This window comes from Streptomyces sp. YIM 130001 (assembly GCF_003574445.1).
Taxonomy (GTDB): domain Bacteria; phylum Actinomycetota; class Actinomycetes; order Streptomycetales; family Streptomycetaceae; genus Streptomyces.
Map to the genome: position 1 here is coordinate 196322 of NZ_KZ984560.1, position 21414 is coordinate 217735.

Genomic DNA, 21414 nt, shown 5'->3' on the forward strand with positions numbered 1-21414 from the left:
GCCCCACCGGCACCTCGCCCCTCAGAACGCCGCCCGCACCTCGCCCACCTCGTGCCCGCCGCCGAGCAGCGGCGTCCGGCCGATGCGGTCGAGGACGGGCGAGTCCACGCCGAGCAGGTCGAGCGCCCGGGCGAGTACCGGCCCGAGCGTGCGCAGGGCACCGTCGTCGACCTTGAACGCCAGCGCCCGCCCGTCCGGCAGCGCGACCGCCTGCACCGCCTCGGCGCCCATCTTCGACAGCGAGCCGGGCACCTCCCGCATGAGCCAGGTGTCGGGCCGCCGGGTGCCGGCCACGTACTCGGGATGTGCGCGCATCGCGTCCGCGACCCGTCGCCCGGGCGTACCTGGCGCCGCGAGCACCAGCTGCCGGAACGCCCGCGCGAGTCCGACCAGCGGTATCGCCATCAGCGGCGCACCGCAGCCGTCGGTACCGGTGGCCACCACTCGCTCCCCGGACGTCTCCTCGACCACGTCGTGCACCAGACGCTGCAGCGGATGGTCAGGGGCCAGGTAGTCGTCGGTGGACCAGCCGGCCCGCAGACAGGCGCCCAGCATCGCGGCGTGCTTGCCGGAGCAGTTCATGCTGATCCGGTCGCGGCCGCCGCCCGAGGCGAGGCGCGCCTCGCCCTCCACCGGGTCGAGCGGCAGGTCGGCCGGGCACTGCAGAGCCGTCTCGTCGATGCCGTACTCGGCGAGCATCTTGCGTACGAGGTCGAGGTGGAAGCGTTCTCCGGAGTGGCTGGCGGCGGCGAGAGCCAGCCGTTCACCGGCCAGTTCGAGGCCGCTGCGCAGGACGGCCACCGCCTGCAGCGGTTTGTTCGAGGAGCGCGGGAAGACCGGCGCGCGCACATCTCCGTAGGCCGCCTGCACGGTGCCGTCCGCCGCCAGCAGCACGAGCGATCCACGGTGCCGGCCCTCGACGAAACCGGAACGTACGACCTCGGCGAGCACCGGGGCCGGGCCGGGCGCCGGGGCGCTGGATATCGCGGACGCGTCGTTGCTGCCGGCGGCGGGGGACGTCATGGGCGGGCCTTCCGTGGTGCGGCGACCGCGCCGGCCCCCGCGGTGCACGGACCGCGGCAGGGCGTCAGGCGAGCAGGTCGTCTACTTGCGCTTCGCCTTCACGGTACCTGCGGGCGATCTCCGCACTGCAATCGTCGGCTGTGCGCTGCAGCTGCTGCCGATTGCGCGAGACATGCTTCTCGTACGCCGCGAGCCGGCCCATCGCCGCGTGCAACTCGTCGTCGGTACGGGCCGCGAGGTCGGAGAGCTGGATCTCGGCGAGCATCTCGGCGGCGAGCACCCGGTACTGCTCGCCGTGCGGCGTACCGAGCGTCACGTGCCGGGCCGAGCTGCGGTGCCGAGAGGGAGTGTCCGTGAGGATCTCCGGCAGCCGCTCCACCAGGTCCTCCTCGGGCAGCGGGGAGGCGGGGCCGCGGCGCCGGGCCAGCTCCGCGCGCAGGATGTCGACGCGGCCCTGGATCAGCCGGCGTACGTAGCTCAGATCGGCCTCGTCCTGCTGCGAGGTGCGGCGCAGTGAGCGCAGTTCGGGCAGCCGGAGCAGTCCGAGATCGTGCTCGGGCACCTCCGGCAGCGGACTGTCCGTGCGCTGGGCGGGCGGCCGCGCGGCACGGGCCACCGCCCCGGTGACCACCGGTACGGAGCCCGGGGGCTGCCCGGTGCTGGGTGTGCTGCTCATCTGGAACCGTCCCCTCGGCCCGTGCGGCGCACGGCATACCTGCATCGTGCCACCCCATCTGCCCGGGATGTGCCGGAGTGCACAGAATCTGCGGCCGAACAGGGCATGGCGTTAGGTGGCGGATTCCTCCGAAGGCAGGTCGGGGTGGGCCGAACGACCTGCCGGGCGCACGGCATGATGGGCCCATGCGAGCGGTGGTACAGCGAGTGGACGGCGCGAGCGTCGTCGTCGAGGACGAGGCGGAGCGTACGGGCGACGCGGCGGGCGCGGAGACCGTCGTCGGCGGGATCTCCGGCGAGGGCCTGTGCGTCCTGGTGGGCGTCACACACAAGGACACCAAGGAGAAGGCGGCCCAACTGGCCCGCAAACTCTGGAGTCTGCGGATCCTCTCCGAGGAGCGGTCCTGCTCCGACATCGGCGCCCCGCTCCTGGTCGTCAGCCAGTTCACGCTCTACGGCGATGCGCGCAAGGGGCGCCGGCCCACCTGGAACGCGGCCGCGCCGGGCCCCGTCGCCGAGCCCTTGGTCGACGAGGTGGTCGCCCAACTGCGCGCACTCGGCGCGGAGGTGGCGACCGGGCGCTTCGGGGCGAAGATGCGGGTGTCGCTCACCAACGACGGGCCGTTCACGGTGCTCCTGGAGCTTTGACAGCCGTCGGCCGCGCCTCGCCCCTTCCCGGAACTCCCGCAGGGGGGCCGGTCAGGGCTCGACGACTGTCTCCTGCGCCGCGGCCGTCGTACCCGCCAGGAGGTCCGCGTCCGTCGCGACGTTCCGCTTGATCACGGCGAGTGCGATCGGGCCGAGTTCGTGGTGGCGGGCGGACGTGGTCACCACGCCGACCTTGCGGCCCTCCGGGCCGTCCGCCGCGAGCCGGATCTCCGTACCGTGCCCGGGCAGATGCACCTCGCTGCCGTCCAGGTGCAGGAAGACCAGGCGCCGCGGCGGCTTGCCGAGGTTGTGCACCCGGGCGACCGTCTCCTGCCCGCGGTAGCAGCCCTTCTGCAGATGCACCGCCGTCCCGATCCAGCCCAACTCGTGCGGGATCGTACGGTGGTCGGTCTCGAAGCCGAGTCGTGGCCGGTGCGCCTCGACGCGGAGCGCCTCGTGGGCGAGGATGCCGATCGCCGGGCCGTTGCCCGCGGCGAAGGACTCCAGGTCCTCCCGGGGCAGGAAGACGTCACGACCGTAGGCGGTCTCGCGTACGGCGGCACCGTCCGGGACCGTCGCGATGGAACCGGCCGGCAGGTTCACCACGGCGAACTCGGCTGTACGGTCGGCGACTTCGACCCGGTAGAAGAACTTCATGGACTCCAGGTACGCGATCAGCGCCTCCTGGGTGCCGGGCTCCACATGCGCCCAGACCGTCTCGCCGTCGTCGACGAGGTAGAGCGCATGCTCGATGTGGCCGTTCGCCGTCAGGACCAGGGCCTCGGTCGCCTGTCCGGTCGGCAGCTCGCTGACGTGCTGGGTGAGCAGCAGGTGGAGCCAGCTCAGCCGGTCGTCGCCACTGACCGTCACGACCCCGCGGTGCGACAGGTCGACGAAACCGGTGCCGTCGGCCAGAGCCCGTTGCTCACGGAAGAGCTCGCCGTAGTGCGCGGCGACGCCGTCGTCCGCGCCCTCGGCCGGGACGGCGCCCGGCAGGGTCAGCAAGGGGCTGCTGCTGTGCTTCGCGTGCTGCTGCATATCCACTCACAGTACGACCCGGGGACGCTTCGCCTTATTCCCCGGGTCGATTCCTTCACGGGATGGCTTCATTTCGCTGAGCGGTGCTCGGAGCGGTCCGCCGGGCAGTCCTCGGAGCAGTCCTTGCACCGGCCGAAGATCGCGAAATGCTTCATATCGGTGTCGAACCCGAAGGTGTCGAGCAGCTTGGCCCGGAAGTCGGCGGCGACCTCGACGTCGGCCTCGACGACGTTCGTGCAGTCCCGGCACACCAGGTGCAGATGGTGGTGCCGGTCGGCGAGGTGGTACGTGGGCGCCCCGTGCCCCAGGTGGGCGTGCGAGACCAGACCGAGCTCCTCGAGGAGCTCGAGGGTGCGGTAGACGGTGGAGATGTTGACCCCGGACGCGGTTTTGCGGACCTCGGCGAGGAGGTCGTCGGGGGTCGCGTGCTCCAGGGCGTCGACGGCCTCGAGCACGAGCTGACGCTGCGGCGTCAGACGGTAACCGCGCTGCCGCAGATCGCTTTTCCAGTCGGTGCCCACCACGGGGCCAGTGTAAGCCGCCCCCGCAAACGCCTGACGCCCCGCGGAGAGCGGGGCGTCAGGGAAAAGCGCGCGTCCTGCCCGGAGCAGATCCGGGACGGCCTGCTCGAAGAACGGGACGGCCTACTTGAAGAAGGCGATCCCGTCGTCGGGCAGATCGCCCAGGTCCTTGGCCCAGGACTGGACGTCCTCGGGCGAGACGACCTTCTTCAGCTGCGCGGACATGTAGGGCCGCAGCGGCACCTCGGGCGTCTGCTTCTCGCCGACCCACATCAGGTCGCTCTTGACGTATCCGTACAACCGCTTGCCGCCGCTGTACGGCCCAGAGGCGGCGGTCCGTGCGACCGCGTCCGTGGCCAGGTCGATCTGCGGCTTCTGGTCCGCCAGCTCGCCGTACCAGACCTCGACCACGCCGTCGTCGCGGACCATCACGACCTCGACCTTGCGCTCGGCGTCGATGCGCCAGAAGCCGGACTCGTTCTCCAGCGGCTTGACCTTGTTGCCCTCGGCATCCAGGACCCAGGTGCGGGAGCGGTACTCGAGGAAGTCGCGGCCGTCGTGGCTGAAGCTGACCTCCTGCCCGAAGTTGCACTTCTCGGCACCCGGGAAGTCGGATACGCCCGCGCCCGCCCAGTCGCCCAGCAGGAAGGCGAGAGGCACGAGGGCCGGATTGAGGTCGGACGGGATCTCGATCATCAGCGACTCAGTCGATCTGTTCTAGGCGGCATGGGGGTGCGGCAGGGGGTGAGGCCGGCACGCTCGGTCAGCGCTGACCCTGGTAGAGCTTCTTCACGGCCAGTCCGGCGAAGGCGAGAACGCCGACGGCGACCAGAACCAGCAGGGCTGAGAAGAATGCCTCGAGCACGGGATTGCCCTTCGATGAGCGATGACGACGAAACGGACCGCCTACCACCTTAGTCGGCCACCGAGCACCGCTCTCGGCGAGGTGGGCGACGGCCGCGTGGCCCGGCGGCGGCGTTGATTACAGTGCAGGCATGGCGAAGAAGCTCGTGATCAAGGTGACCGCCGGGGCCGACGCACCCGAGCGCTGCTCGCAGGCCTTCACGGTGGCGGCCGTGGCCGCGGCCAGCGGGGTGGAGATCTCGCTGTGGCTGACCGGTGAGTCCGCCTGGTTCGCGCTGCCGGGCCGGGCGGCCGAGTTCGAACTGCCGCACGCGGCGCCGCTGCCCGACCTGCTCGAGTCCGTCCTGGCGGCCGGCTCGGTCACCTTGTGCACCCAGTGCGCGGCCCGCCGGGACATCGGCGAGGACGACGTACTGGACGGCATCCGCATCGCGGGCGCGCAGGTGTTCGTCGGAGAGATCACGAAGGACGACGTCCAGGCCCTCGTGTACTGAGTCGCGCGCACCCGCTCGCCGGGTACCGATGAGCCTGGCCCTGCGCGGGAGTCACCACAGGTGTACGCGAATCCCACGGAGGCGGCGACATGCGCACCCTTGCCCTGACGCAGAACATCACCCTCGACGGCGCCGTCGAGATGATCACCGACTGGTTCAGTCCGTCCCCGGACAGCCCGACGCACGACGACGAAGCGCTCGCCGAGAACAACCGCCTGGCCGAGTCCTGCGACACAGTGCTGCTCGGCCGCCGGACGTTCGAGGACTTCCGCGGCTACTGGCCGCTGCAGACCGACGACGAGACCGGCATCACGGCGTACCTCGACCAGGTGCAGAAGTACGTGGTGTCGGGCTCGCTCAAGGACCCCGAGTGGCAGAACTCGACGGTCCTGTCGGGGGACGTGGTCGACGAGGTGACCGCGCTCAAGGCGCGTGAGGGCACCCAGGACATCGTCGTCACCGGCAGCATCACCCTGTCGCACACCCTCATCGAGGCAGGTCTCGTCGACGAGTACCGCCTGTCCGTGTACCCCTCGGTCCAGGGCCGCGGCCGCCGGCTCTTCCCGGACGGCCTGGAGATCCCGCGCCTGCGGCTGATCGACGCGAAGGCGTTCGGCAACGGCGTCGTCCTGCAGCGTTACGCACCGGCCTGAGCGGACGGGACGAGGAGGCCGCGCGGCCCGTCACCGGCGGCGTCGCTTGCCGTCCAGCTCGTCCCACCACGCGTCGGACTGAGGGTCGCCGGAGTCGTCGTCCCACCAACGGTCGTCCGGGCCACGGCGGTTGGCGACGATCGCGGCGAGCGGCGGGATGACCATCGCCACCACGCACATCCCCACCGCGACCGGCACGGACCACAGCCGTACGAACGCGCAGGCGGAGACGAAGAGCACCAGGCACGTCCCCATCATCACGAAGTACACGTGGCGCCGACGGGCGTACATACATCCAGCGTAGAACCAAAAGAGCCGGAGGACCGCGCCCATGTCCTGGTAAGCGTCCAACCCCCAGGGGCACGGCCCTCCGGCCGTATCTGACCGTACGCGACGGCCGGGTCGCCGTCGGTCAGACGGCGATGGCGACGTCCGCCGGTGCGCCCTGCTGCGCGACGACCGTACGGTCGGCCGTCGCACCCGGCACCAGCGCGCGCAGCGTCCAGGTGCCCGGAGCCGCGAAGAACCGGAACTGTCCGGTCGCCGAGGTCGGGACCTCGGCGGTGAACTCACCACCGCCGTCGAGCAGCCGCACGTAGCCGGAGACGGGCTCGCCGTCACGTGTCACGGAACCCTGGATGATCGTCTCGCTCGCCACGTCGACCCCTGCCAGGTCCGGTCCGCCGGTCTTCGCTCCACACATGCTCAAGTCCTCCTGATGGTCGGGGTGTTCAGTTCGAGCCGAGCTCGATCGGGACGCCGACCAGGGAGCCGTACTCGGTCCACGAGCCGTCGTAGTTCTTCACGTTCTCCACGCCGAGCAGCTCGTGCAGGACGAACCAGGTCAGCGCGGAGCGCTCGCCGATCCTGCAGTACGCGATGGTGTCCTTGGCGAGGTCCACCTGCTCGTCGGCGTAGAGCTCCTTGAGCTGGTCGTCCGACTTGAAGGTGCCGTCGTCGTTGGCGTTCTTGGACCACGGGATGTTGCGGGCGCTCGGCACGTGGCCGGGGCGCTGCGACTGCTCCTGCGGCAGGTGCGCGGGGGCGAGGAGCTTGCCGCTGAACTCGTCGGGGGAGCGCACGTCGACGAGGTTCTCGTTGCCGATCGCCTTGACGACGTCCTCGCGGAAGGCGCGGATCGCGGTGTTCTGCGCCTTGGCCTTGTACTCGGTGGCGGGGCGCGCGGGGACCTCGGCGACGAGGTCGCGGGAGTCGAGCTCCCACTTCTTGCGGCCGCCGTCGAGGAGCTTCACGGAGTCGTGGCCGTAGAGCTTGAAGTACCAGTAGGCGTAGGACGCGAACCAGTTGTTGTTGCCGCCGTAGAGGATCACGGTGTCGTCGTTGGCGATGCCGCGCGCCGAGAGGAGCTTCTCGAAGCCCTCCTGGTCGACGAAGTCGCGGCGGACCGGGTCCTGCAGGTCGGTCTTCCAGTCGATCTTGACGGCGTTCTTGATGTGGTTCTTGTCGTACGCCGAGGTGTCCTCGTCGACCTCGACGATGACGACCTTCGGGTTGTCGAGGTTGGCCTCGACCCAGTCTGCGTCGACCAGGACGTCGCTGCGGCTCATGCTGTTTCTCCTCCGGGGCAGTTACGGCGGGGATGTCGCCAGGCAAAAAGGGGCGTGCGGGCACGCGGTCGGATACCGATGCGTACTCGGCGCGAGAGAGGGGACGGGCCGGGATGTCGCCCGGAGGCGTCAGGGGCCTGGGGGATGCGGGGGTGTCGAGATCCCGCTCAGCAGGCGCGACAGAGCATGGCGGCGACGCGGCACAGGTCCACTGCCCGCCGCTTCGTGAGATCCGCCTGTCGCTTCATGACCCCGATCGTAAGGAGGTAGCGCCGGGGATGTCACCGTTGTGTCGGATAATGAGACGCGATCGTCCGCATTGCGGGAATGTGAACGCGAGATCTCCGGGGAACCGGCTCCGTACGAGCGACGGATGCCGCATGTCATCTACAGTCCGGACGCGCCTGTCTCGCCCTTCGGACCAACGGCCTCGCGCGGACCGTTCCGCGGCCCCCCGGCGGAGTCGGCCGCGCGGTGCCAACTGCCCCTCTACCCGGCGAGCTTGACGCCTGAACCCTTCACCGTGATCGAGACCCCGTCCTTCTGCGCCTTGACCTTGTCCAGGTCGATCCCGGTCGGCAGCTCGTCGATCTTCTGCTGGAAGTCGGTGATCTCCCGCATCTTCTTGTCGGCTATCGGGACGGCGCCGAGCTTCGGCAGCGCGTCGGCGTGCACCCGCACCGTGTTGCCGTCCGTCACGTCCGCCGAGCTGAGGACCTCGGCGGGGATCTTCTGACCGAGCACGGTCCCCTCGACGGTCACCTTGATCTTCCCGTCGCCGCCGTCGGAGAGCCCGACCACCTGGGCGGTCACTCCGGGAGCGATCTCCACCGGCTTGACCTTCGCGGCCTTGAGCAGCTCGTCGTACGAGATACGCGCCGAACCGGTCGCCTCGGCGGCGGTCGCGGAGCTGTAGTCGCTGGAGAACTCGACGCCGCTCATCTTGGCCTTCAACTCGTCGATACGGACCGACTCGCCGTCCTGCGAGGCGTTCAGGCCGTCGATGCCGACCTCGACGTCGTCCAGTTCACCGCTGACGACCTGAGTGAGGAAGGGGAATCCGTTGATCGAGACGTCCGGCGCCTTGTCCAGACCCTCGCTGCTGCGCAGCTGGTCGGCGGCCTTGTCCTCGGCGAAGCCGACCAGGAGTCGGTCGGCCAGAACGAACAGGCCTCCCAGGACGACGACAATGACCAGAATTATTCGCAACGCGCGCATGCTCGGAAATTCCCCCCACCTAAGCGGTCGATGAGCGCGAGCCTAAACGACGGATCCCCCGCCGCTGACCTCGGCGGGGGACCTGTCGACCAGCTGTGACATGCCGTCGGCCGAGGTCAGCCGACCACCCTGCCGAGCAGGTAGACGGCAGGGGCGGCCGCGGCGAGCGGCAGGGCGACGCCCGCGGTCATGTGCACGAACCGGGACGGGTAGTCGTAGCTCGCCACCCGGTGGCCGATCAGCGCGCAGACGCCGGCACCGGCGCCGAGCAGCGCACCGCCGGACCCGATGTCGGTGAGCAGCCCCACCAGGAGCCCCGCGCCGGCCGCCGCGACGACCCCGGCGAGCAGGGAACCCACCGCCGGCAGCGGCAACGCCCGGCCCACCAGCGCGGCGGCCACCGCGACACCGCCGACGCACGCGGCGTCCGGGAGCGCAGCGAGGTGACCGGCCGCGACGATCGCCAGTGCCGACGAGGCGACGGTCGCCATCAGACCGGCCATCCGCTCGTCGGCGTCGGCGCGGCTGCGCAGCTGGAGTACGAGGGTGAGCAGCACCCAGATGCCGAGGGTGCCGAGGATCGCGGCAGGACCGTGGTCGCGGCCGGCCGCGAGCAGTGCGGCGTCGGCGGCGAGGCCGCCCGCGAGGGCCAGGGCGATGCCCTGCCGTGCGGGCCACATCCCGTTCAGCCGGAACCAGCCGGCCGCGGTGAGCGCCTGCAGGACCACCAGCGGTACGAGCAGCCCGTACGTGCCGACCGCGGCACCACCGGCGATCAGCACCCCGAGGCCGGCGGTGAGCAGCGCGGGCTGCATGCCCGGCGCTATCACCGGCGACCGGCCCTCGGCGCGGGCGCGCTGGGCGTCGGTGATCCGGGCGTTGCCGGTCGTGGTGGCGGGGCCGTAGTCCGGGGCGGCTTCGGGGTCGGATTCCGGGGGCGCGGACGGCGGGGGCGTCGGGGCGTTCGCGGCGGGGCCCGCGGGGGCGGGGGCGCCGGGTGGCGGAGTGCCGGCCGGGTCGGGAGTGCCGTACTGCTGCGGGGTGCCGTACTGCCCCGAGGCGCCGTACTGCTCGGGTGGGCCGTCGTAGCTCTGCGAGGGCAGATACGCGGTCTCGGTGGTGCTGGGCACCGACTGCACCGCATGCACCTGGGTGTCCCAGGTCTGCCCGTGCCAGGTCTGCGTGAACTGCTGCGGGTCCTCGGGCCCGGGCGAACCCTCGGGCCAGTGCTGCTGCGCCTGCTGCGGGTACACCCCCGGGTCGCCGGCCTGCGACGGGTACGGGTCCTGCGCCTGCTGCTGCCCGTACGCACCGGGCGCCTGCTGTCCGCCGTGGGGCGGGATCCCCTGGTACGAGCCGTCGGGGGCCTGGTACGCGGAGGTGTGCGGCGCACCGTGGGAGCCGTAGGGGTCGTACGAGCCGTACGACTCCCCGGCTGCGGGAGCGGCGTCCTGCCGATACGGGTCGTAGGGCTCGTACGGCTGAGGCTGCTGCTGGTTCGGGTCGTACGGCTGGTTCGGGTCGTACGGCTGGCGGTGCGGCTGGTTCGGGTCGTACGGCTGATTGCTCATCGCTCTCGGGTCACCCTCCTGCGAACGGCGGGAGCACCTCGACCGTGCCGCCCTCGGCCAGCCGTACGGTCTCATGCCCACGGGTCCCCACGGGGTCGCCGTCGACGAGGAAGGAGCATCGCTCGAGGACGCGCACCAGCTCGCCGGGGTGCCGTTCACGGGCCGCGGTGAGTGCCTGGGCGAGGCTCTCGGCCTCGTAACGCTCCTCGGCCACGCCCGCGGCGGACTTGGCCGCGGCCCAGTAGCGGATCGTGCCCGCTGCCATCTGCGGCTCCCTTCCTTGCTCCGCTGCTCCGCGCGGTCACGCGGACTTCTCGCCTCCGTACGGCCGGGAAGGCGCGGGCCGCAGCCACGACCGCCGTGCCCCACCGCGCGAAGGAACGTCTCAGGTTAGCCGGGGCCCTCGGACCGCCCGGCCGGTGATCCGCCCCCGGCCGCGGCTCTGCCGACCGCCCAGTCGGCGATCCGGGCGAGCAGGGCGTCGTCCGCCGCGTGTTCGGCGTGGCCCATGCCGGGCTCGAGCCACAGCTCGGTGTCCTGGCCGCCGGCGGCGGCCAGCATCCGCGGATGGTCGACCGGGAAGTACGGATCGCGGTCCCCGTGCACGATCAGCAGCGGCGTCGGCGCGATCCGCGGCACCGCCTCGACCGGCGACAGGGGCACCGGGTCCCAGTCGCGGTGGTGGATCCGGGTGCGCATCACATGCCGCCCCACCACCCGGCCCACCGGCCGCGTGATCAGCCAGTGCAGCCGGCGCATCGGTGCCGTCCCCCGGTAGTACCAGCGCGCGGGGGCGCTCACGGCGACGACGGCGTCCGCCCATGCCTGAGTGCGCCCCTCTTCTCCCGTGCACCCCTCGTGCACCCCATCGGGTTCGGGGCGGTGCAGAGCGCCGTGCCGCAGGACCACCGAACCGCCCATCGAGAAGCCGACGGTGACCACGCGCGCGTGGCCGAGGAGACGTGCCCACGCCACCGCCGCCGCCAGATCGAGCACCTCGCGGTCGCCCACCGTGGAGTGCCCCGAGGACCGTCCGTGCCCGCGGAAGGTGAAGGTGACCACGGCCGTACGCAGGCCGAACACCTCCGCGGCCCGCCGCACGTGCGGCCGCTCCAGGTCGCCGGTGAACCCGTGCGCGACGACGATCACGGGCCCGTCCGTGCCGTGCGGCCCCGGCTCGTACGAGGCGTCGATCCGCACCCCGTCCGCCGTACCCAACGTGGTCCGGCGGGAGCGTTCGGTGACGGCTTGCGTGACGGGCTGCACAGAGGAACGCGGCTCGCGGCCTGCCGCACGGGAAGTCATGTGGGCTATTCTCCTGGGTGAAGGATCCGGGCGACGCAGCCCCCGGGTCCTTTTGTGCTTTCCGGCAGGGTTCGTATACGGCCAGTTCGTGTACCAGCAGGTTCGTGTAGGAGCCCCGGTGGCAGGCGCAAAGGGTGTCGCAGACATCCGCGGGCCCCCGGGGCGCGGGGACCCGCACCGTACGAAGCAGTGCCGCAGACTCCCGCAACCGTCCACGCGGACGGGGGAGGTGCCCCACGCAGGGACCGAGGAGGAACCGACGTAATGGGCGAGCGAAACACGCAACATCACAGTCCGACCCGGGCAGGTGGGCGGCGATGAGTTCTCTGCTGCTCCTCACCAACGCCCTTCAGCCGTCGACGGAGGTGCTGCCCGCTCTCGGCCTACTGCTGCACAACGTGCGGGTGGCACCGGCGGAGGGCCCCGCCCTCGTCGACACCCCCGGCGCCGACGTCATCATGATCGACGGCCGTCGTGACCTCCCGCAGGTCCGCAGCCTCTGTCAGCTGCTCCGTTCCACCGGGCCCGGCTGTCCGCTGGTCCTGGTGGTCACCGAGGGCGGCCTGGCCGCCGTCACCGCCGACTGGGGCATCGACGACGTCCTGCTCGACACCGCGGGCCCCGCCGAGGTCGAGGCCCGTCTCCGGCTCGCCATGGGCCGTCAGCAGATCACCGGCGACGACTCCCCCATGGAGATCCGCAACGGTGACCTGTCGGTGGACGAGGCGACCTACAGCGCCAAACTCAAGGGCCGGGTCCTCGACCTGACCTTCAAGGAATTCGAGCTTCTGAAGTACCTGGCGCAGCACCCGGGCCGCGTCTTCACCCGCGCCCAGCTCCTCCAGGAGGTCTGGGGCTACGACTACTTCGGCGGTACGCGCACGGTCGATGTGCACGTACGACGGCTGCGGGCGAAGCTCGGGCCCGAGCACGAGGCCCTGATCGGCACCGTGCGCAACGTCGGCTACCGCTTCGTCATGCCGGAGAAGTCCGAACGTCCCTCCGAGGCCAAGGCCAAGGCGGAGCGCTCGGAGGCCGAGCGCGAGCGGGCTCGCAACGCGCAGGGCACAGGCGGTGCCGGAGGCGTGGGAGGTGCTCCGTCGGGGACGGGGCGGCCGGAGGCCACGCGCGCGTAAAGCACGCAGCCGGGTATCTGCCGTCCACGCGCGCGTGGTGACCGAAAACGTCACCCCGCGCGCGTGGACGGCGGATTCGGGGTCCACGCGCGCGCGTCCGGTACCGGTGGTACTGCACCGGCCGGTACCGCTTCGTCCCGCCGCGGTGGCCGCGGCGACGTACATAACACTTCGGCCACCCGCCCCGAAGAAGGTCCTGTAGGGCCTGCTCAGGGGGCGCTCTGCACGCGTAGACTTCCGGCGTGGCCAAGGTGACGCGGGACGATGTGGCGCGGCTGGCGGGTACTTCGACCGCGGTCGTCAGTTACGTCATCAACAACGGACCCAGGCCGGTCGCCCCGGCCACGCGCGAGCGTGTACTCGCCGCGATCAAGGAGCTGGGGTACCGGCCGGACCGGGTCGCGCAGGCCATGGCCTCGCGGCGTACCGACCTGATCGGGATGATCGTGCCGGACGCCCGGCAGCCGTTCTTCGCGGAGATGGCGCACGCGGTCGAACAGGCCGCGTCCGAACGCGAGAAGATGGTCCTGGTCGGCAACTCCGACTACCTCGACGAGCGCGAGGTCCACTACCTGCGGGCCTTCCTCGGCATGCGGGTCTCGGGCCTGATCCTGGTCAGCCAGGGCCCGAGCGAGCACGCGGCCGCGGAGATCGACGCCTGGGACGCCCGCGTGGTGCTCCTGCACCGGCGGCCCGACGCCATCGAGGACGTCGCGGTCGTCACGGACGACGTGGGCGGTTCGCAGCTCGCGACCCGGCACCTCCTCGAGCACGGTCACCCCTACGTCGCCTGTCTCGGCGGCGTCGAGTCCACGCCGACCTCCGGCGACCCGGTGCACGACCACGTCGAAGGCTGGCGGCGCGCGATGAGCGAGTCCGGGCGGCCGACAGAGGGCCGCCTCTTCTCGGCCCCGTACAACCGCTACGACGCCTACCAGGTCGCCCTCGGCCTGCTGGCCGGGCCCGACCGGCCGCCGGCCATCGTGTGCGCGACGGACGACCAGGCGATCGGTGTGCTGCGGGCCGCGCGGGAGCTGCGGATCGATGTGCCGGGTGAGCTGGCGGTGGTCGGCTTCGACGACGTGAAGGAGGCGGCGCTCACGGATCCGCCGCTGACCACGGTGTTCTCGGACCGGCCGGCGATGGCGCGTGCGGCGGTCGACCTCGTCCTCGACGACGGCCTCCGCGTCGTCGGCTCCCGCCGCGAACGCCTGCGCCTCTTCCCGTCCCGCCTGGTCATCCGCCAGTCGTGCGGGTGCGCCTGACCGGCGGGGTTCCGGTTCGGCCCCTCCGGTGCTGAGCGCCTCGTCCTCGCTCTCCCCGGACTTCGTGCGCGGAGGGACCCCGGGGCGCCGGCCGCCTCTGCAGCGCGGTCCGAGTTCTACGGGGCTTCTCAGGCCGCCCTCAGCCCTCTCTCATGCAGCGTGGCAACGCTGTACGTATGACCGACAACTACCGCCAGTACGGCGCATACCCGCAGCAGCAGCCGACGTCCTACCCGCCCCTCCCGAGCGATCCGCCGGCCCCGCCGACCCCGCACCGGGCCAAGCGCCCCGTCGCCCTGCTCGCCGCCGTGGCGCTCGCCGCAGCCGCGGTCGGCGGCGGTACGGCGTACGCGGCGCAGGAGTTGTTCGGCACCCAGGAGACCACCGCCTCGGCCGGCGTCAGCGGTACGAACGCCTCCGCGGCCGGCACCGGCACGGTGCGCGGGGTCGCCAACTCCGTCAGTCCGAGCATCGTGGAGATCAGCGCCACCTCGTCCGCGGGCCAGTCCACCGGGTCCGGCGTCATCACCACCGAGGACGGCGAGATCATCACCAACAACCACGTGGTCTCCGGCGCCTCCACGGTCAAGGTGACCACCGACGACGGCAAGAGCTACACCGCCGATGTACTCGGCACGGACGCCTCCAAGGACCTGGCGATGATCAAGCTGAAGAACGCCTCGGGTCTGCAGGCCGCCAAGCTCGGCGACTCGAGCAAGGTGGGCGTCGGTGACGAGGTCGTGGCGATCGGCTCCCCCGAGGGCCTGACCGGCACCGTCACCAGCGGCATCGTCTCCGCGCTCGACCGCGACGTCACGGTCTCCACGGACGGTGACCAGGACCAGCAGGGCCAGGGACAGGGACAGGGCGACGGCGGCCAGGACGGCGGACAGGGCCCCGGCGAGTGGCCGTTCGAGTTCGACGGCCGGCAGTTCAACGGTGACACCGGCTCGTCGAAGACCACGTACAAGGCGATCCAGACCGACGCCTCGCTCAACCCCGGCAACTCCGGCGGCGCCCTGATCAACATGAACGGCGAGATCATCGGCATCAACTCCGCGATGTACTCCCCGAGTTCCACCACCGGCTCCACCGCGGGCAGCGTCGGCCTCGGCTTCGCCATCCCCGCCAACACCGTCAAGTCGGTCCTGGACGACCTGCGCGACTAGCCGACTCCAGTACCTGAAAAGGCACTTGACGGCCCCTCATGGACTGTCTCGGACAGAACATGCGTATGCCCCTCGCTCGTACCTCTGGAACAATGCGCCCCGACAGCAGAACAGAGATCAACTGCGGGCCGGAGGAGCGGAGTTCATGCAGGGAGGCAACGTCGCCGTAGTGGGCGGCAGCATCGCGGGATGCGCGGTGGCCCTGGCGGCAGCGCGCGGGGGCGCGGATAAGGTCAGCGTCCTGGAGAGAACCACCGGTGAACTCCGGTCGCGAGGCGTGGGTATCGCCATACAGAGCGACCGTTTCACGGAGCTGGAGTCCGCCGGGTACGTCCATGAGGACATGCCGTGGAGGCGGATGAACCGACGGGACTGGGTGGTACGGGACGGCGAGTCGGCGCGCGGGCGCACCATCGCCGAGCAGGCCCCCTTCAACTTCCGTGCCTACAACTGGGGTTCGCTCTGGAACGAACTGCGGCGCCGGGTCCCCGAGGACATCGACTACCGCTCGGGCACCGCCGTCACCTCGGTGGAGCCGGAGGCCGACGGTGTCGTCCTCGGCCTGACGGACGGGCGCAAGGAGCGCTTCGACATCGTGATCGGTGCGGACGGATACCGCTCCCTGATCCGCGACACGATGTTCCCCGACCTGAGCCCCGGCTACGCGGGCTACCTCGGCTGGCGCGGCACCTCACCCGGCGCGCTCACCGAGAGCGGCTCGACGGAGCTGAGCGAGGCCGCCACCGTGGTCGGGTTCCCCGGCGGCCACTGCATGATCTACACGATCCCCGACGCCTCGGGCGGGCACCGTACGAACTGGGTGCTCTACACCGTGCCGCCGGGCGACGCCACGGACGGACCGCAGGGGCCGCCCGCCGAACTCACCCCCGAACTCACCGAGTCGCTCCGCTCGTTGGTGGCCAAGCACTTCCCGCCGTACTGGGCGCAGGCGGTCCTCGACACGCCTCCCGACGAGACGCTGATGCAGCCGATCTACGACCTCGAGGTGCCGCACTACGCCACCGGCCGGCTGCTGCTCGCCGGTGACGCGGCCACCGTGGTCCGGCCGCACGTGGGCGGCGGCGCCGTGAAGGCCCTGCAGGACGCGCTCGTGCTGGAGCGTGCCTGGCACTCCGGAAACACCTGGGACGAGGTCCTGGCGGCCTACGAGCGCGACCGGACCGCCGTCGGCTCCGCGATGGTCGGCCTCGCCCGGCGGCTCGGGCGCCATCAGGTCGAGAGGACGCCGGACTGGGCGTCCATGGGGCAGCCGGAGTTCGACGCCTGGTGGCGCGAGCAGAACCAGGGCTCCGACCGGAACAGCGGTTTCGGCGGCCACGCGCTGCGGCGCGGAGACTGATCCCTGGGCCGGGCGCCTCCTCAGGGGGCGCCCGGCCCGTGGTCGGCCGGGCGCGGGCCCGTCAGCCGGCCGTCGGTGCGAGGGCGAGTGCCCCGTGCAGTTCGGCCGGGTCGGCGCGTACGGCTGTGCCGTCCAGGCGGGTCGTGATGCGGCCCGAGGTGAGCACCGAGACGGTGTCGGCGCAGCCCGCGGCGAGCGCCGGGCTCGGGGACACCAGCAGCACGGCGATGCCCTCGCCGGCGAGGGTGCCGATCAACTCGTGGATCTGCCGCACCAGTACGGGTGCGAGGCCTTCCGTGGGTTCGTCGAGGAGCAGCACGCGCGGTGTGCTGAGCAGGGCGCGGGCCAGGGCCAGCATCTGCTGTTCGCCGCCGGACAGGTCGGCGCCGCGGTGGGTGCGGCGTTCGGCGAGGCGGGGCAGCAGCTCGAGAGTGCGTTCCGGGGTCCAGGGCCGGGCCCCGTCCTCCTTCGCGGTGGCCGGTGGCCGGTACGAGAGGCGCAGATGCTCGTCCACGGTGAGGCCGGCGAAGACACGGCGGCCCTGCGGTACGAGCCCGACCCCGGCGCGGGCGATGCGGTGCGCCGCGCGGCCGGCGACCTCGGCGCCGTCCAGACGTACGGAACCCGCCGTGGGCCGCAGCAGTCCGGCGACGGCGTGCACCAGGGTGCTCTTGCCGGCGCCGTTGTGGCCGACGACGGCGTGCACGGTGCCGGGCGGCACGGTGAGGTCGACGCCGTGCAGGACGGTGCCGCCGTGGTAGCCCGCGGTCAGCCCCTTCAGTTCGAGCATCAGTGGGTCTCCGCTGTGGTGGTCCCGAGGTAGGCCTCGCGAACGGCGGGGTGGTCGAGGGCGGTGCGTACCGGACCGGTGACCAGGGTGCGGCCGTCCACGAGGACGGTCACGGCGTCGGCGATCCGCGCGACGACCTCGGTGTGGTGCTCGACCAGGAGCAGGGCGACGGCGTCGTCGACCCCGTCGAGTACGTCGAGCAGCCGGCCGATGTCACGGTCCGTCAGTCCGGCGGCCGGCTCGTCGAGCAGCAGGACCCGGGGGCGGGCGGACAGGGCGGCGGCGATGTCGAGGAGTCTGCGCCGGCCGTGGGACAGCCTGGCGGCGGGTTCGTCGGCGACGTCCGCGAGGCCGACTTCGGCCAGCTGGTCGTACGCGGTGGCGGTGCGGTGCCGTGCGCGGCGTCCGAGCAGCGGGAGGCCGGAGCCCTCCGGCCACCTCTGGTGGCGCCAGGCCGCGAGCACCAGGTTGTCCAGGACGGTCAGTTCGGGGATCACGGACGGCTGCTGGAAGCTGCGGGCGATACCGCGGCGGGCCCGTCGTGCGGGTGCGGTGCGGGTGAGGTCGCGGCCGTCCAGGACGACGGTGCCGCGGTCGGGGATCTCGGTGCCGGCGATCAGGTTGAGCAGGGTGGTCTTCCCGGCGCCGTTGGGTCCGATGACGGCGTGCCGTGCGCCGGTGGCCAGAGTGAGGCCGACGTCGTCGAGCGCGGTGAGGCTGCCGTAGCGGCGGGTGAGGCCGGTGAGGGCGAGGGCCGGACGGTCGGGGGGATCGGTGGGGGTCATGGGGTGGCCTCGATCGTCCGGTCGGTGGCGTCCTTGGTCTCCGTACGGTGCGCCGGTAGGGAGGAAGCGGCTTGCGGTGAGCCGCTTCCCGGACCGTCCGTGGAACCGCTCGCCGACGGGTCCTGGGTGCGCGGCAGCCGCAGTCCGGCGAGTCCGCGCGGCAGCAGGTAGACGGCCAGGACGAACAGGATGCCGAGCAGCAGCGACCCGTGACCGGGCCAGATCCCGGCCAGCCAGTCCCGGGTGACGACGATCAGGCCGACGCCGAACAGCGCGCCGACGACGGATGTCGCTCCGCCGATGACGACCGCGAGCAGCGCGAGCGCGGCGATCTCGAAGCCCGCGTCGGCCGGCGAGACGTACTCCTGGATCGTGACGAGCAGCGAGCCGCCGATCCCGGCGAGCGCGCCCGCGCCCACGTAAGCGAGCATCAGGTACCGGGCCACCGGGTGGCCGGACGCCCGCATCCGCTCCTCCGCTCCCCGGGTGCCGGTCAGCAGTTTCCCGGCGGACGAGCGCAGGAACAGCCAGGTGGCGGCCACGGCGAGGGCGGCGACGGTCAACACGTAGACGTAGGCGCTGCGTTCGTCGGCCAGCGGCCCGCTCCCCCAGAACGGTTCGGTCGCGGGGAAGCCGTACAGGCCGTCGGTGCCGCCGGTGACCGACTTCGCCTGGCCGATGACGGTGCTGGTGAGTTCCCCGACGGCGAGCGTGATCATCAGCACCGTGGTGCCGCGTGCCCGGATCACCGCGGGCCCGGTGACCAGCGCGAAGACGGCCGCCGCGAGTGCCGCCAGTGTCACCTGGACCGGCCCGACGGTGATGCCCCCGTCGGCGAGGAGCGCCGTTGCGTAGGCGCCCACCGCGAACGGCGCGGTCTGCCCGAGCGTCGGGAGCCCGGCGTAGCCGGTCAGGACGGTGACGCTGACGGCGACCAGGCCGAGCGCGAGCCCGTAGCCGACGAGCGAGACGCTGTACGCGTCGAGCAGCGACGGCACCGCCGCCAGGAGCCCGAGCAGCACGGCATACGGCAGGATCCGCCGCATCGTCCGGGCCCGCGGCCCTCGGCTCGCGAACCGCGGCAGCGCGCCACGTGCCCGGACCGCCCTGGCCGTGGCCGCAGCGATCCGGGCACGCAGCCGGCTCAGCGCCTCCTTCCGGCCGCCGGACGCAGCGGCGAGTTCCGGCCCGCCGCCCTCCGCGGCCATCGCCCCGCCCCGCCGTAGTACGAGCACCGCGGCCATCGACGCGAACAGCAGATACGGCGCCCAGTCCGGCGCCACCGACACCCCGAGGGTCTGCACCTGTCCGACGCCGATCGCCGCGAACAGCACACCCCACAGCGAACGGAGTCCGCCGAGCACCACGATGACGAGCGACAGCATCAGCACGGTGTCGGCCGTGTCGGGGCCGGGCCCGATGATCGGCGCACCGAGCACACCGGCCGCGCCCGCGAGCGCACCGGCCGCGGCGAGCACCCCGGCGTGCACGGCCTTCGGGTTGATCCCGGTCGCGGCGAGCATCTGCGGGTCGTCCGCGGACGCCCGTACCGCCGCGCCCGCCCGGGTCCGGGTCAGCACCCAGGTCCCGGCCGCCGCGAGCAGTACTGCCATGCCGATGAACGTCAGGCGGTACGCGGGATAGCGGTGCCCGAACAGGGAGACCGACGCGTCGAGCGCGCCGGGCACCCGCACCGGCAGTTCGTCCGCCCCGTAGATCGCCACCAGGAGATCGCCCACCACCAGTGCCAGGCCGAAGGTGAGCAAGGCTTGTGCGAGATGCCCGCGCCCGGCGAGCGGGGCCGTGGCGACCGAGAGCAGTGCTCCGGCCGCGCAGGCCGCCGCTGTTCCGGCGGCGAGACCGAGCAGCATTCCGGCCCAGGTGCCGTCGCTCAGCTCGGCGCCGAGGTAGGCGCCGATGGCGTAGAGCGCTCCGTGCGACAGGTTGAGCACTCCGGCCGTGCCGAAGGCGAGACTGAGGCCCGCGGCGACGACGAACAGGAGCAGCCCGTAGGCCACGCCGTCGATCGCGGGCACCAGATGGGCGTCGAGGACCGGCAAGGTGGTCAGCCTCCGATGGTGGCCAGGTCCTGGACCATGACGTTGGTGAGCTTCTTGCCGTCGGGCCGGACCTGGCGCAGGTACCACTTCTGCACCGGCGAGTGGTCCTTGCTGAACTCCCAGGTTCCGCGGGGGCTTTCGATCTGTCCGAGGCCGTCGATGGCCTCGTTGATGGCGTCCGGGGTGACGTCCTTGCCGTCCTTGGTGAGGCTGGCGATCGCCTTGTCGAGCACGGCGCCGGAGTCGTAGCCCGACATCGCGTACGACGTGGGCTGGCTGTTGTGCTTGGCCGTCCAGTCCGCGGTGAACTTCCGGTTGGCCTCGTTGTCCAGGTCCGGGGCGTAGTTCAGGACCGAGTAGATGTCCTTGGCGGCCTTGCCCTGGGCGTCGAGGACGCTGCCTTCGGTGAGGAAGGCGGAGTACAGCGGCAGGTGCGAGGCGTCCGACTGGGCGTACTGCTTCGCGAAGTCGATCGCCGCCTTGCCGGCGTAGAAGCAGTAGACCGCCTTGGCGTCGGTCTTCGCGATCTTCGAGAGGTACGGCAGGAAGTTGGTGGTCTCGGGGAACGGCGTCCAGGTGGTCTTGCCGTCCGGGTTGGCCAGCTTGCCGCCGATCTTCTTGAACGTGTCGGTGAAGCCGCCGAGTTCGTCGTAGCCGCCCTGGTAGTCCGGGCCGATGGCGTAGACCGGGCCGTCGACCTTGTCCTTGACGTAGGGGGCGATGGCCTCGCCCGGCTCGTTCGAGAGGAACGAGGTGTGCCAGAGCCCTTCGACGCTCTTCAGTTCGGGCCGGCCGTTGGAGGAGACCAGCGGCACCTTGGCCTTCTTCACCAGCGGCAGGACGGCGTTGTACGAACCGTTGGCGACGATACCGGTCAGTACGTCGACCTTGTCCTTCTTGAGCAGCTTGGTGGCGGCCGGGACGGCGGTGGGCGGGCCGTCGCCCTCGTCGCCGACGGTCAGCTTGACCTTCTTGCCGCCGAGCTTGTTGTCGTGCGTGTCCAGATACAGCTCGAGGCCCTTGCGCATGTCGGTGCCGACCGGCTTGTAGGTGCCCGAGAGGGAGGCGAGGAAGCCGATGTCGACGGTGTCGTCACCGCTCTCCGCGCTGCCGCCGCCGCTGCACGCCGTGACCCCGACCAGGGTGAGCGTGAGGGCCGCGGCGCCCACCGCCCGGTGCTTTCTCGGCAGCGCGGACGACCGTATGCGTGTTCTGACTGTCACGAAGTGCTCCAACTTGAGGGGGAGTTGCTCGGAGGGGCTCAGGGGTGC

23 protein-coding genes are annotated in these 21414 nt (G+C 71.6%); 7 read left to right on the forward strand and 16 right to left on the reverse strand.

Features of this window, described 5'->3' with window-relative positions; genetic code table 11:
- Nucleotides 1-21 precede the first annotated feature (21 nt).
- The gene (locus DSC45_RS23375) at nucleotides 22-1023 is read right to left on the reverse strand and encodes an asparaginase (RefSeq protein WP_119293877.1); all 1002 of its coding nucleotides are present in this window, start codon (nucleotides 1021-1023) and stop codon (nucleotides 22-24) included.
- A 64-nt stretch (nucleotides 1024-1087) separates the two neighbouring features.
- The gene (locus DSC45_RS23380) at nucleotides 1088-1699 is read right to left on the reverse strand and encodes an RsiG family protein (RefSeq protein WP_119293878.1); all 612 of its coding nucleotides are present in this window, start codon (nucleotides 1697-1699) and stop codon (nucleotides 1088-1090) included.
- 185 nt (nucleotides 1700-1884) lie between these two features.
- Between DSC45_RS23380 and dtd the strand changes: the two genes are divergently transcribed.
- Nucleotides 1885-2346 (forward strand): D-aminoacyl-tRNA deacylase, encoded by a 462-nt coding sequence (dtd, locus tag DSC45_RS23385; RefSeq protein ID WP_119293879.1) that lies wholly within the window; start codon nucleotides 1885-1887, stop codon nucleotides 2344-2346.
- A gap of 51 nt (nucleotides 2347-2397) precedes the next feature.
- On the opposite strand, the gene DSC45_RS23390 is transcribed toward dtd, so the two are convergent.
- From DSC45_RS23390 to DSC45_RS23400, 3 genes are all read right to left on the reverse strand, one after another.
- Nucleotides 2398-3384 (reverse strand): CAF17-like 4Fe-4S cluster assembly/insertion protein YgfZ, encoded by a 987-nt coding sequence (locus DSC45_RS23390; protein ID WP_119293880.1) that lies wholly within the window; start codon nucleotides 3382-3384, stop codon nucleotides 2398-2400.
- A 68-nt stretch (nucleotides 3385-3452) separates the two neighbouring features.
- A complete protein-coding gene (locus DSC45_RS23395) occupies nucleotides 3453-3908 on the reverse strand; it encodes a Fur family transcriptional regulator (protein ID WP_119293881.1) in 456 nt (151 codons plus the stop codon).
- A 120-nt stretch (nucleotides 3909-4028) separates the two neighbouring features.
- A complete protein-coding gene (locus DSC45_RS23400) occupies nucleotides 4029-4601 on the reverse strand; it encodes a heme-binding beta-barrel domain-containing protein (RefSeq protein ID WP_119293882.1) in 573 nt (190 codons plus the stop codon).
- A gap of 299 nt (nucleotides 4602-4900) precedes the next feature.
- On the opposite strand from DSC45_RS23400, the gene DSC45_RS23410 reads away from it, so the two are divergent.
- Both DSC45_RS23410 and DSC45_RS23415 read left to right on the forward strand, forming a co-directional pair.
- On the forward strand, nucleotides 4901-5263 hold the full coding sequence (locus DSC45_RS23410) for a DsrE family protein (protein ID WP_119293884.1): 363 nt from the start codon (nucleotides 4901-4903) through the stop codon (nucleotides 5261-5263).
- Between the two features lie 89 nt (nucleotides 5264-5352).
- Nucleotides 5353-5916, forward strand: a complete 564-nt coding sequence (locus tag DSC45_RS23415) for a dihydrofolate reductase family protein (RefSeq protein ID WP_119293885.1) — start codon at nucleotides 5353-5355, stop codon at nucleotides 5914-5916.
- 30 nt (nucleotides 5917-5946) lie between these two features.
- On the opposite strand, the gene DSC45_RS23420 is transcribed toward DSC45_RS23415, so the two are convergent.
- The 7 genes from DSC45_RS23420 to DSC45_RS23450 form a co-directional block, all read right to left on the reverse strand.
- Entirely contained in the window at nucleotides 5947-6207 is a 261-nt protein-coding gene (locus tag DSC45_RS23420; RefSeq protein ID WP_119293955.1) for a DUF3099 domain-containing protein, read from the reverse strand.
- A 121-nt stretch (nucleotides 6208-6328) separates the two neighbouring features.
- Entirely contained in the window at nucleotides 6329-6619 is a 291-nt protein-coding gene (locus DSC45_RS23425; RefSeq protein ID WP_119293886.1) for a DUF1416 domain-containing protein, read from the reverse strand.
- A 28-nt stretch (nucleotides 6620-6647) separates the two neighbouring features.
- Entirely contained in the window at nucleotides 6648-7484 is an 837-nt protein-coding gene (locus DSC45_RS23430; RefSeq protein WP_119293887.1) for a sulfurtransferase, read from the reverse strand.
- Nucleotides 7485-7973: 489 nt separating this feature from the next.
- Nucleotides 7974-8702 carry an LmeA family phospholipid-binding protein gene (locus tag DSC45_RS23435; RefSeq protein WP_119293888.1) on the reverse strand — a complete coding sequence of 243 codons (729 nt, stop codon included), beginning with the start codon at nucleotides 8700-8702 and terminating at the stop codon, nucleotides 7974-7976.
- Between the two features lie 116 nt (nucleotides 8703-8818).
- Nucleotides 8819-10273: a hypothetical protein gene (locus DSC45_RS23440; protein ID WP_119293889.1), complete on the reverse strand. Its 1455-nt coding sequence runs from the start codon at nucleotides 10271-10273 to the stop codon at nucleotides 8819-8821.
- 10 nt (nucleotides 10274-10283) lie between these two features.
- A complete protein-coding gene (locus DSC45_RS23445) occupies nucleotides 10284-10538 on the reverse strand; it encodes a MoaD/ThiS family protein (protein ID WP_119293890.1) in 255 nt (84 codons plus the stop codon).
- 125 nt (nucleotides 10539-10663) lie between these two features.
- A complete protein-coding gene (locus tag DSC45_RS23450) occupies nucleotides 10664-11578 on the reverse strand; it encodes an alpha/beta hydrolase (protein ID WP_119293891.1) in 915 nt (304 codons plus the stop codon).
- A 317-nt stretch (nucleotides 11579-11895) separates the two neighbouring features.
- Between DSC45_RS23450 and DSC45_RS23455 the strand changes: the two genes are divergently transcribed.
- The 4 genes from DSC45_RS23455 (at nucleotide 11896) to DSC45_RS23470 (ending at nucleotide 16508) form a co-directional block, all read left to right on the forward strand.
- Nucleotides 11896-12714, forward strand: coding sequence for a winged helix-turn-helix transcriptional regulator (locus tag DSC45_RS23455; protein WP_119293892.1), 819 nt, complete (start codon nucleotides 11896-11898; stop codon nucleotides 12712-12714).
- A gap of 242 nt (nucleotides 12715-12956) precedes the next feature.
- Nucleotides 12957-13979, forward strand: a complete 1023-nt coding sequence (locus tag DSC45_RS23460) for a LacI family DNA-binding transcriptional regulator (protein WP_119293893.1) — start codon at nucleotides 12957-12959, stop codon at nucleotides 13977-13979.
- A gap of 176 nt (nucleotides 13980-14155) precedes the next feature.
- Nucleotides 14156-15148 (forward strand): S1C family serine protease, encoded by a 993-nt coding sequence (locus DSC45_RS23465; protein WP_119293894.1) that lies wholly within the window; start codon nucleotides 14156-14158, stop codon nucleotides 15146-15148.
- Nucleotides 15149-15293: 145 nt separating this feature from the next.
- On the forward strand, nucleotides 15294-16508 hold the full coding sequence (locus DSC45_RS23470; RefSeq protein WP_119293895.1) for an FAD-dependent monooxygenase: 1215 nt from the start codon (nucleotides 15294-15296) through the stop codon (nucleotides 16506-16508).
- A gap of 61 nt (nucleotides 16509-16569) precedes the next feature.
- On the opposite strand, the gene DSC45_RS23475 is transcribed toward DSC45_RS23470, so the two are convergent.
- The 4 genes from DSC45_RS23475 to DSC45_RS23490 are packed head-to-tail and all read right to left on the reverse strand — an operon-like array spanning nucleotide 16570 to nucleotide 21366.
- Entirely contained in the window at nucleotides 16570-17298 is a 729-nt protein-coding gene (locus tag DSC45_RS23475; RefSeq protein WP_119293896.1) for an ABC transporter ATP-binding protein, read from the reverse strand.
- Nucleotides 17298-18083 (reverse strand): ABC transporter ATP-binding protein, encoded by a 786-nt coding sequence (locus tag DSC45_RS23480; RefSeq protein WP_119293897.1) that lies wholly within the window; start codon nucleotides 18081-18083, stop codon nucleotides 17298-17300. The genes DSC45_RS23475 and DSC45_RS23480 overlap by 1 nt, the downstream gene beginning before the upstream one ends.
- On the reverse strand, nucleotides 18080-20143 hold the full coding sequence (locus DSC45_RS23485; protein ID WP_119293898.1) for a branched-chain amino acid ABC transporter permease: 2064 nt from the start codon (nucleotides 20141-20143) through the stop codon (nucleotides 18080-18082). The genes DSC45_RS23480 and DSC45_RS23485 overlap by 4 nt, the downstream gene beginning before the upstream one ends.
- 5 nt (nucleotides 20144-20148) lie before the next feature.
- Entirely contained in the window at nucleotides 20149-21366 is a 1218-nt protein-coding gene (locus tag DSC45_RS23490) for an ABC transporter substrate-binding protein (RefSeq protein WP_240434795.1), read from the reverse strand.
- Between the last annotated feature and the right edge of the window lie 48 nt (nucleotides 21367-21414).

Excerpts from the sequence above, each read along its gene's own strand:
- DSC45_RS23480 (WP_119293897.1), bottom strand. The coding sequence starts at position 18,083 with ATGACCCCCACCGATCCCCCCGACCGTCCGGCCCTCGCCCTCACCGGC.
- dtd (WP_119293879.1), top strand. The coding sequence starts at position 1,885 with ATGCGAGCGGTGGTACAGCGAGTGGACGGCGCGAGCGTCGTCGTCGAG.
- DSC45_RS23375 (WP_119293877.1), bottom strand. The coding sequence starts at position 1,023 with ATGACGTCCCCCGCCGCCGGCAGCAACGACGCGTCCGCGATATCCAGC.
- DSC45_RS23465 (WP_119293894.1), top strand. The coding sequence starts at position 14,156 with ATGACCGACAACTACCGCCAGTACGGCGCATACCCGCAGCAGCAGCCG.
- DSC45_RS23455 (WP_119293892.1), top strand. The coding sequence starts at position 11,896 with ATGAGTTCTCTGCTGCTCCTCACCAACGCCCTTCAGCCGTCGACGGAG.
- DSC45_RS23415 (WP_119293885.1), top strand. The coding sequence starts at position 5,353 with ATGCGCACCCTTGCCCTGACGCAGAACATCACCCTCGACGGCGCCGTC.
- DSC45_RS23435 (WP_119293888.1), bottom strand. The coding sequence starts at position 8,702 with ATGCGCGCGTTGCGAATAATTCTGGTCATTGTCGTCGTCCTGGGAGGC.
- DSC45_RS23470 (WP_119293895.1), top strand. The coding sequence starts at position 15,294 with ATGCAGGGAGGCAACGTCGCCGTAGTGGGCGGCAGCATCGCGGGATGC.
- DSC45_RS23475 (WP_119293896.1), bottom strand. The coding sequence starts at position 17,298 with ATGCTCGAACTGAAGGGGCTGACCGCGGGCTACCACGGCGGCACCGTC.
- DSC45_RS23390 (WP_119293880.1), bottom strand. The coding sequence starts at position 3,384 with ATGCAGCAGCACGCGAAGCACAGCAGCAGCCCCTTGCTGACCCTGCCG.
- DSC45_RS23430 (WP_119293887.1), bottom strand. The coding sequence starts at position 7,484 with ATGAGCCGCAGCGACGTCCTGGTCGACGCAGACTGGGTCGAGGCCAAC.
- DSC45_RS23445 (WP_119293890.1), bottom strand. The coding sequence starts at position 10,538 with ATGGCAGCGGGCACGATCCGCTACTGGGCCGCGGCCAAGTCCGCCGCG.
- DSC45_RS23420 (WP_119293955.1), bottom strand. The coding sequence starts at position 6,207 with ATGTACGCCCGTCGGCGCCACGTGTACTTCGTGATGATGGGGACGTGC.
- DSC45_RS23410 (WP_119293884.1), top strand. The coding sequence starts at position 4,901 with ATGGCGAAGAAGCTCGTGATCAAGGTGACCGCCGGGGCCGACGCACCC.
- DSC45_RS23380 (WP_119293878.1), bottom strand. The coding sequence starts at position 1,699 with ATGAGCAGCACACCCAGCACCGGGCAGCCCCCGGGCTCCGTACCGGTG.
- DSC45_RS23440 (WP_119293889.1), bottom strand. The coding sequence starts at position 10,273 with ATGAGCAATCAGCCGTACGACCCGAACCAGCCGCACCGCCAGCCGTAC.
- DSC45_RS23425 (WP_119293886.1), bottom strand. The coding sequence starts at position 6,619 with ATGTGTGGAGCGAAGACCGGCGGACCGGACCTGGCAGGGGTCGACGTG.
- DSC45_RS23400 (WP_119293882.1), bottom strand. The coding sequence starts at position 4,601 with ATGATCGAGATCCCGTCCGACCTCAATCCGGCCCTCGTGCCTCTCGCC.
- DSC45_RS23450 (WP_119293891.1), bottom strand. The coding sequence starts at position 11,578 with ATGACTTCCCGTGCGGCAGGCCGCGAGCCGCGTTCCTCTGTGCAGCCC.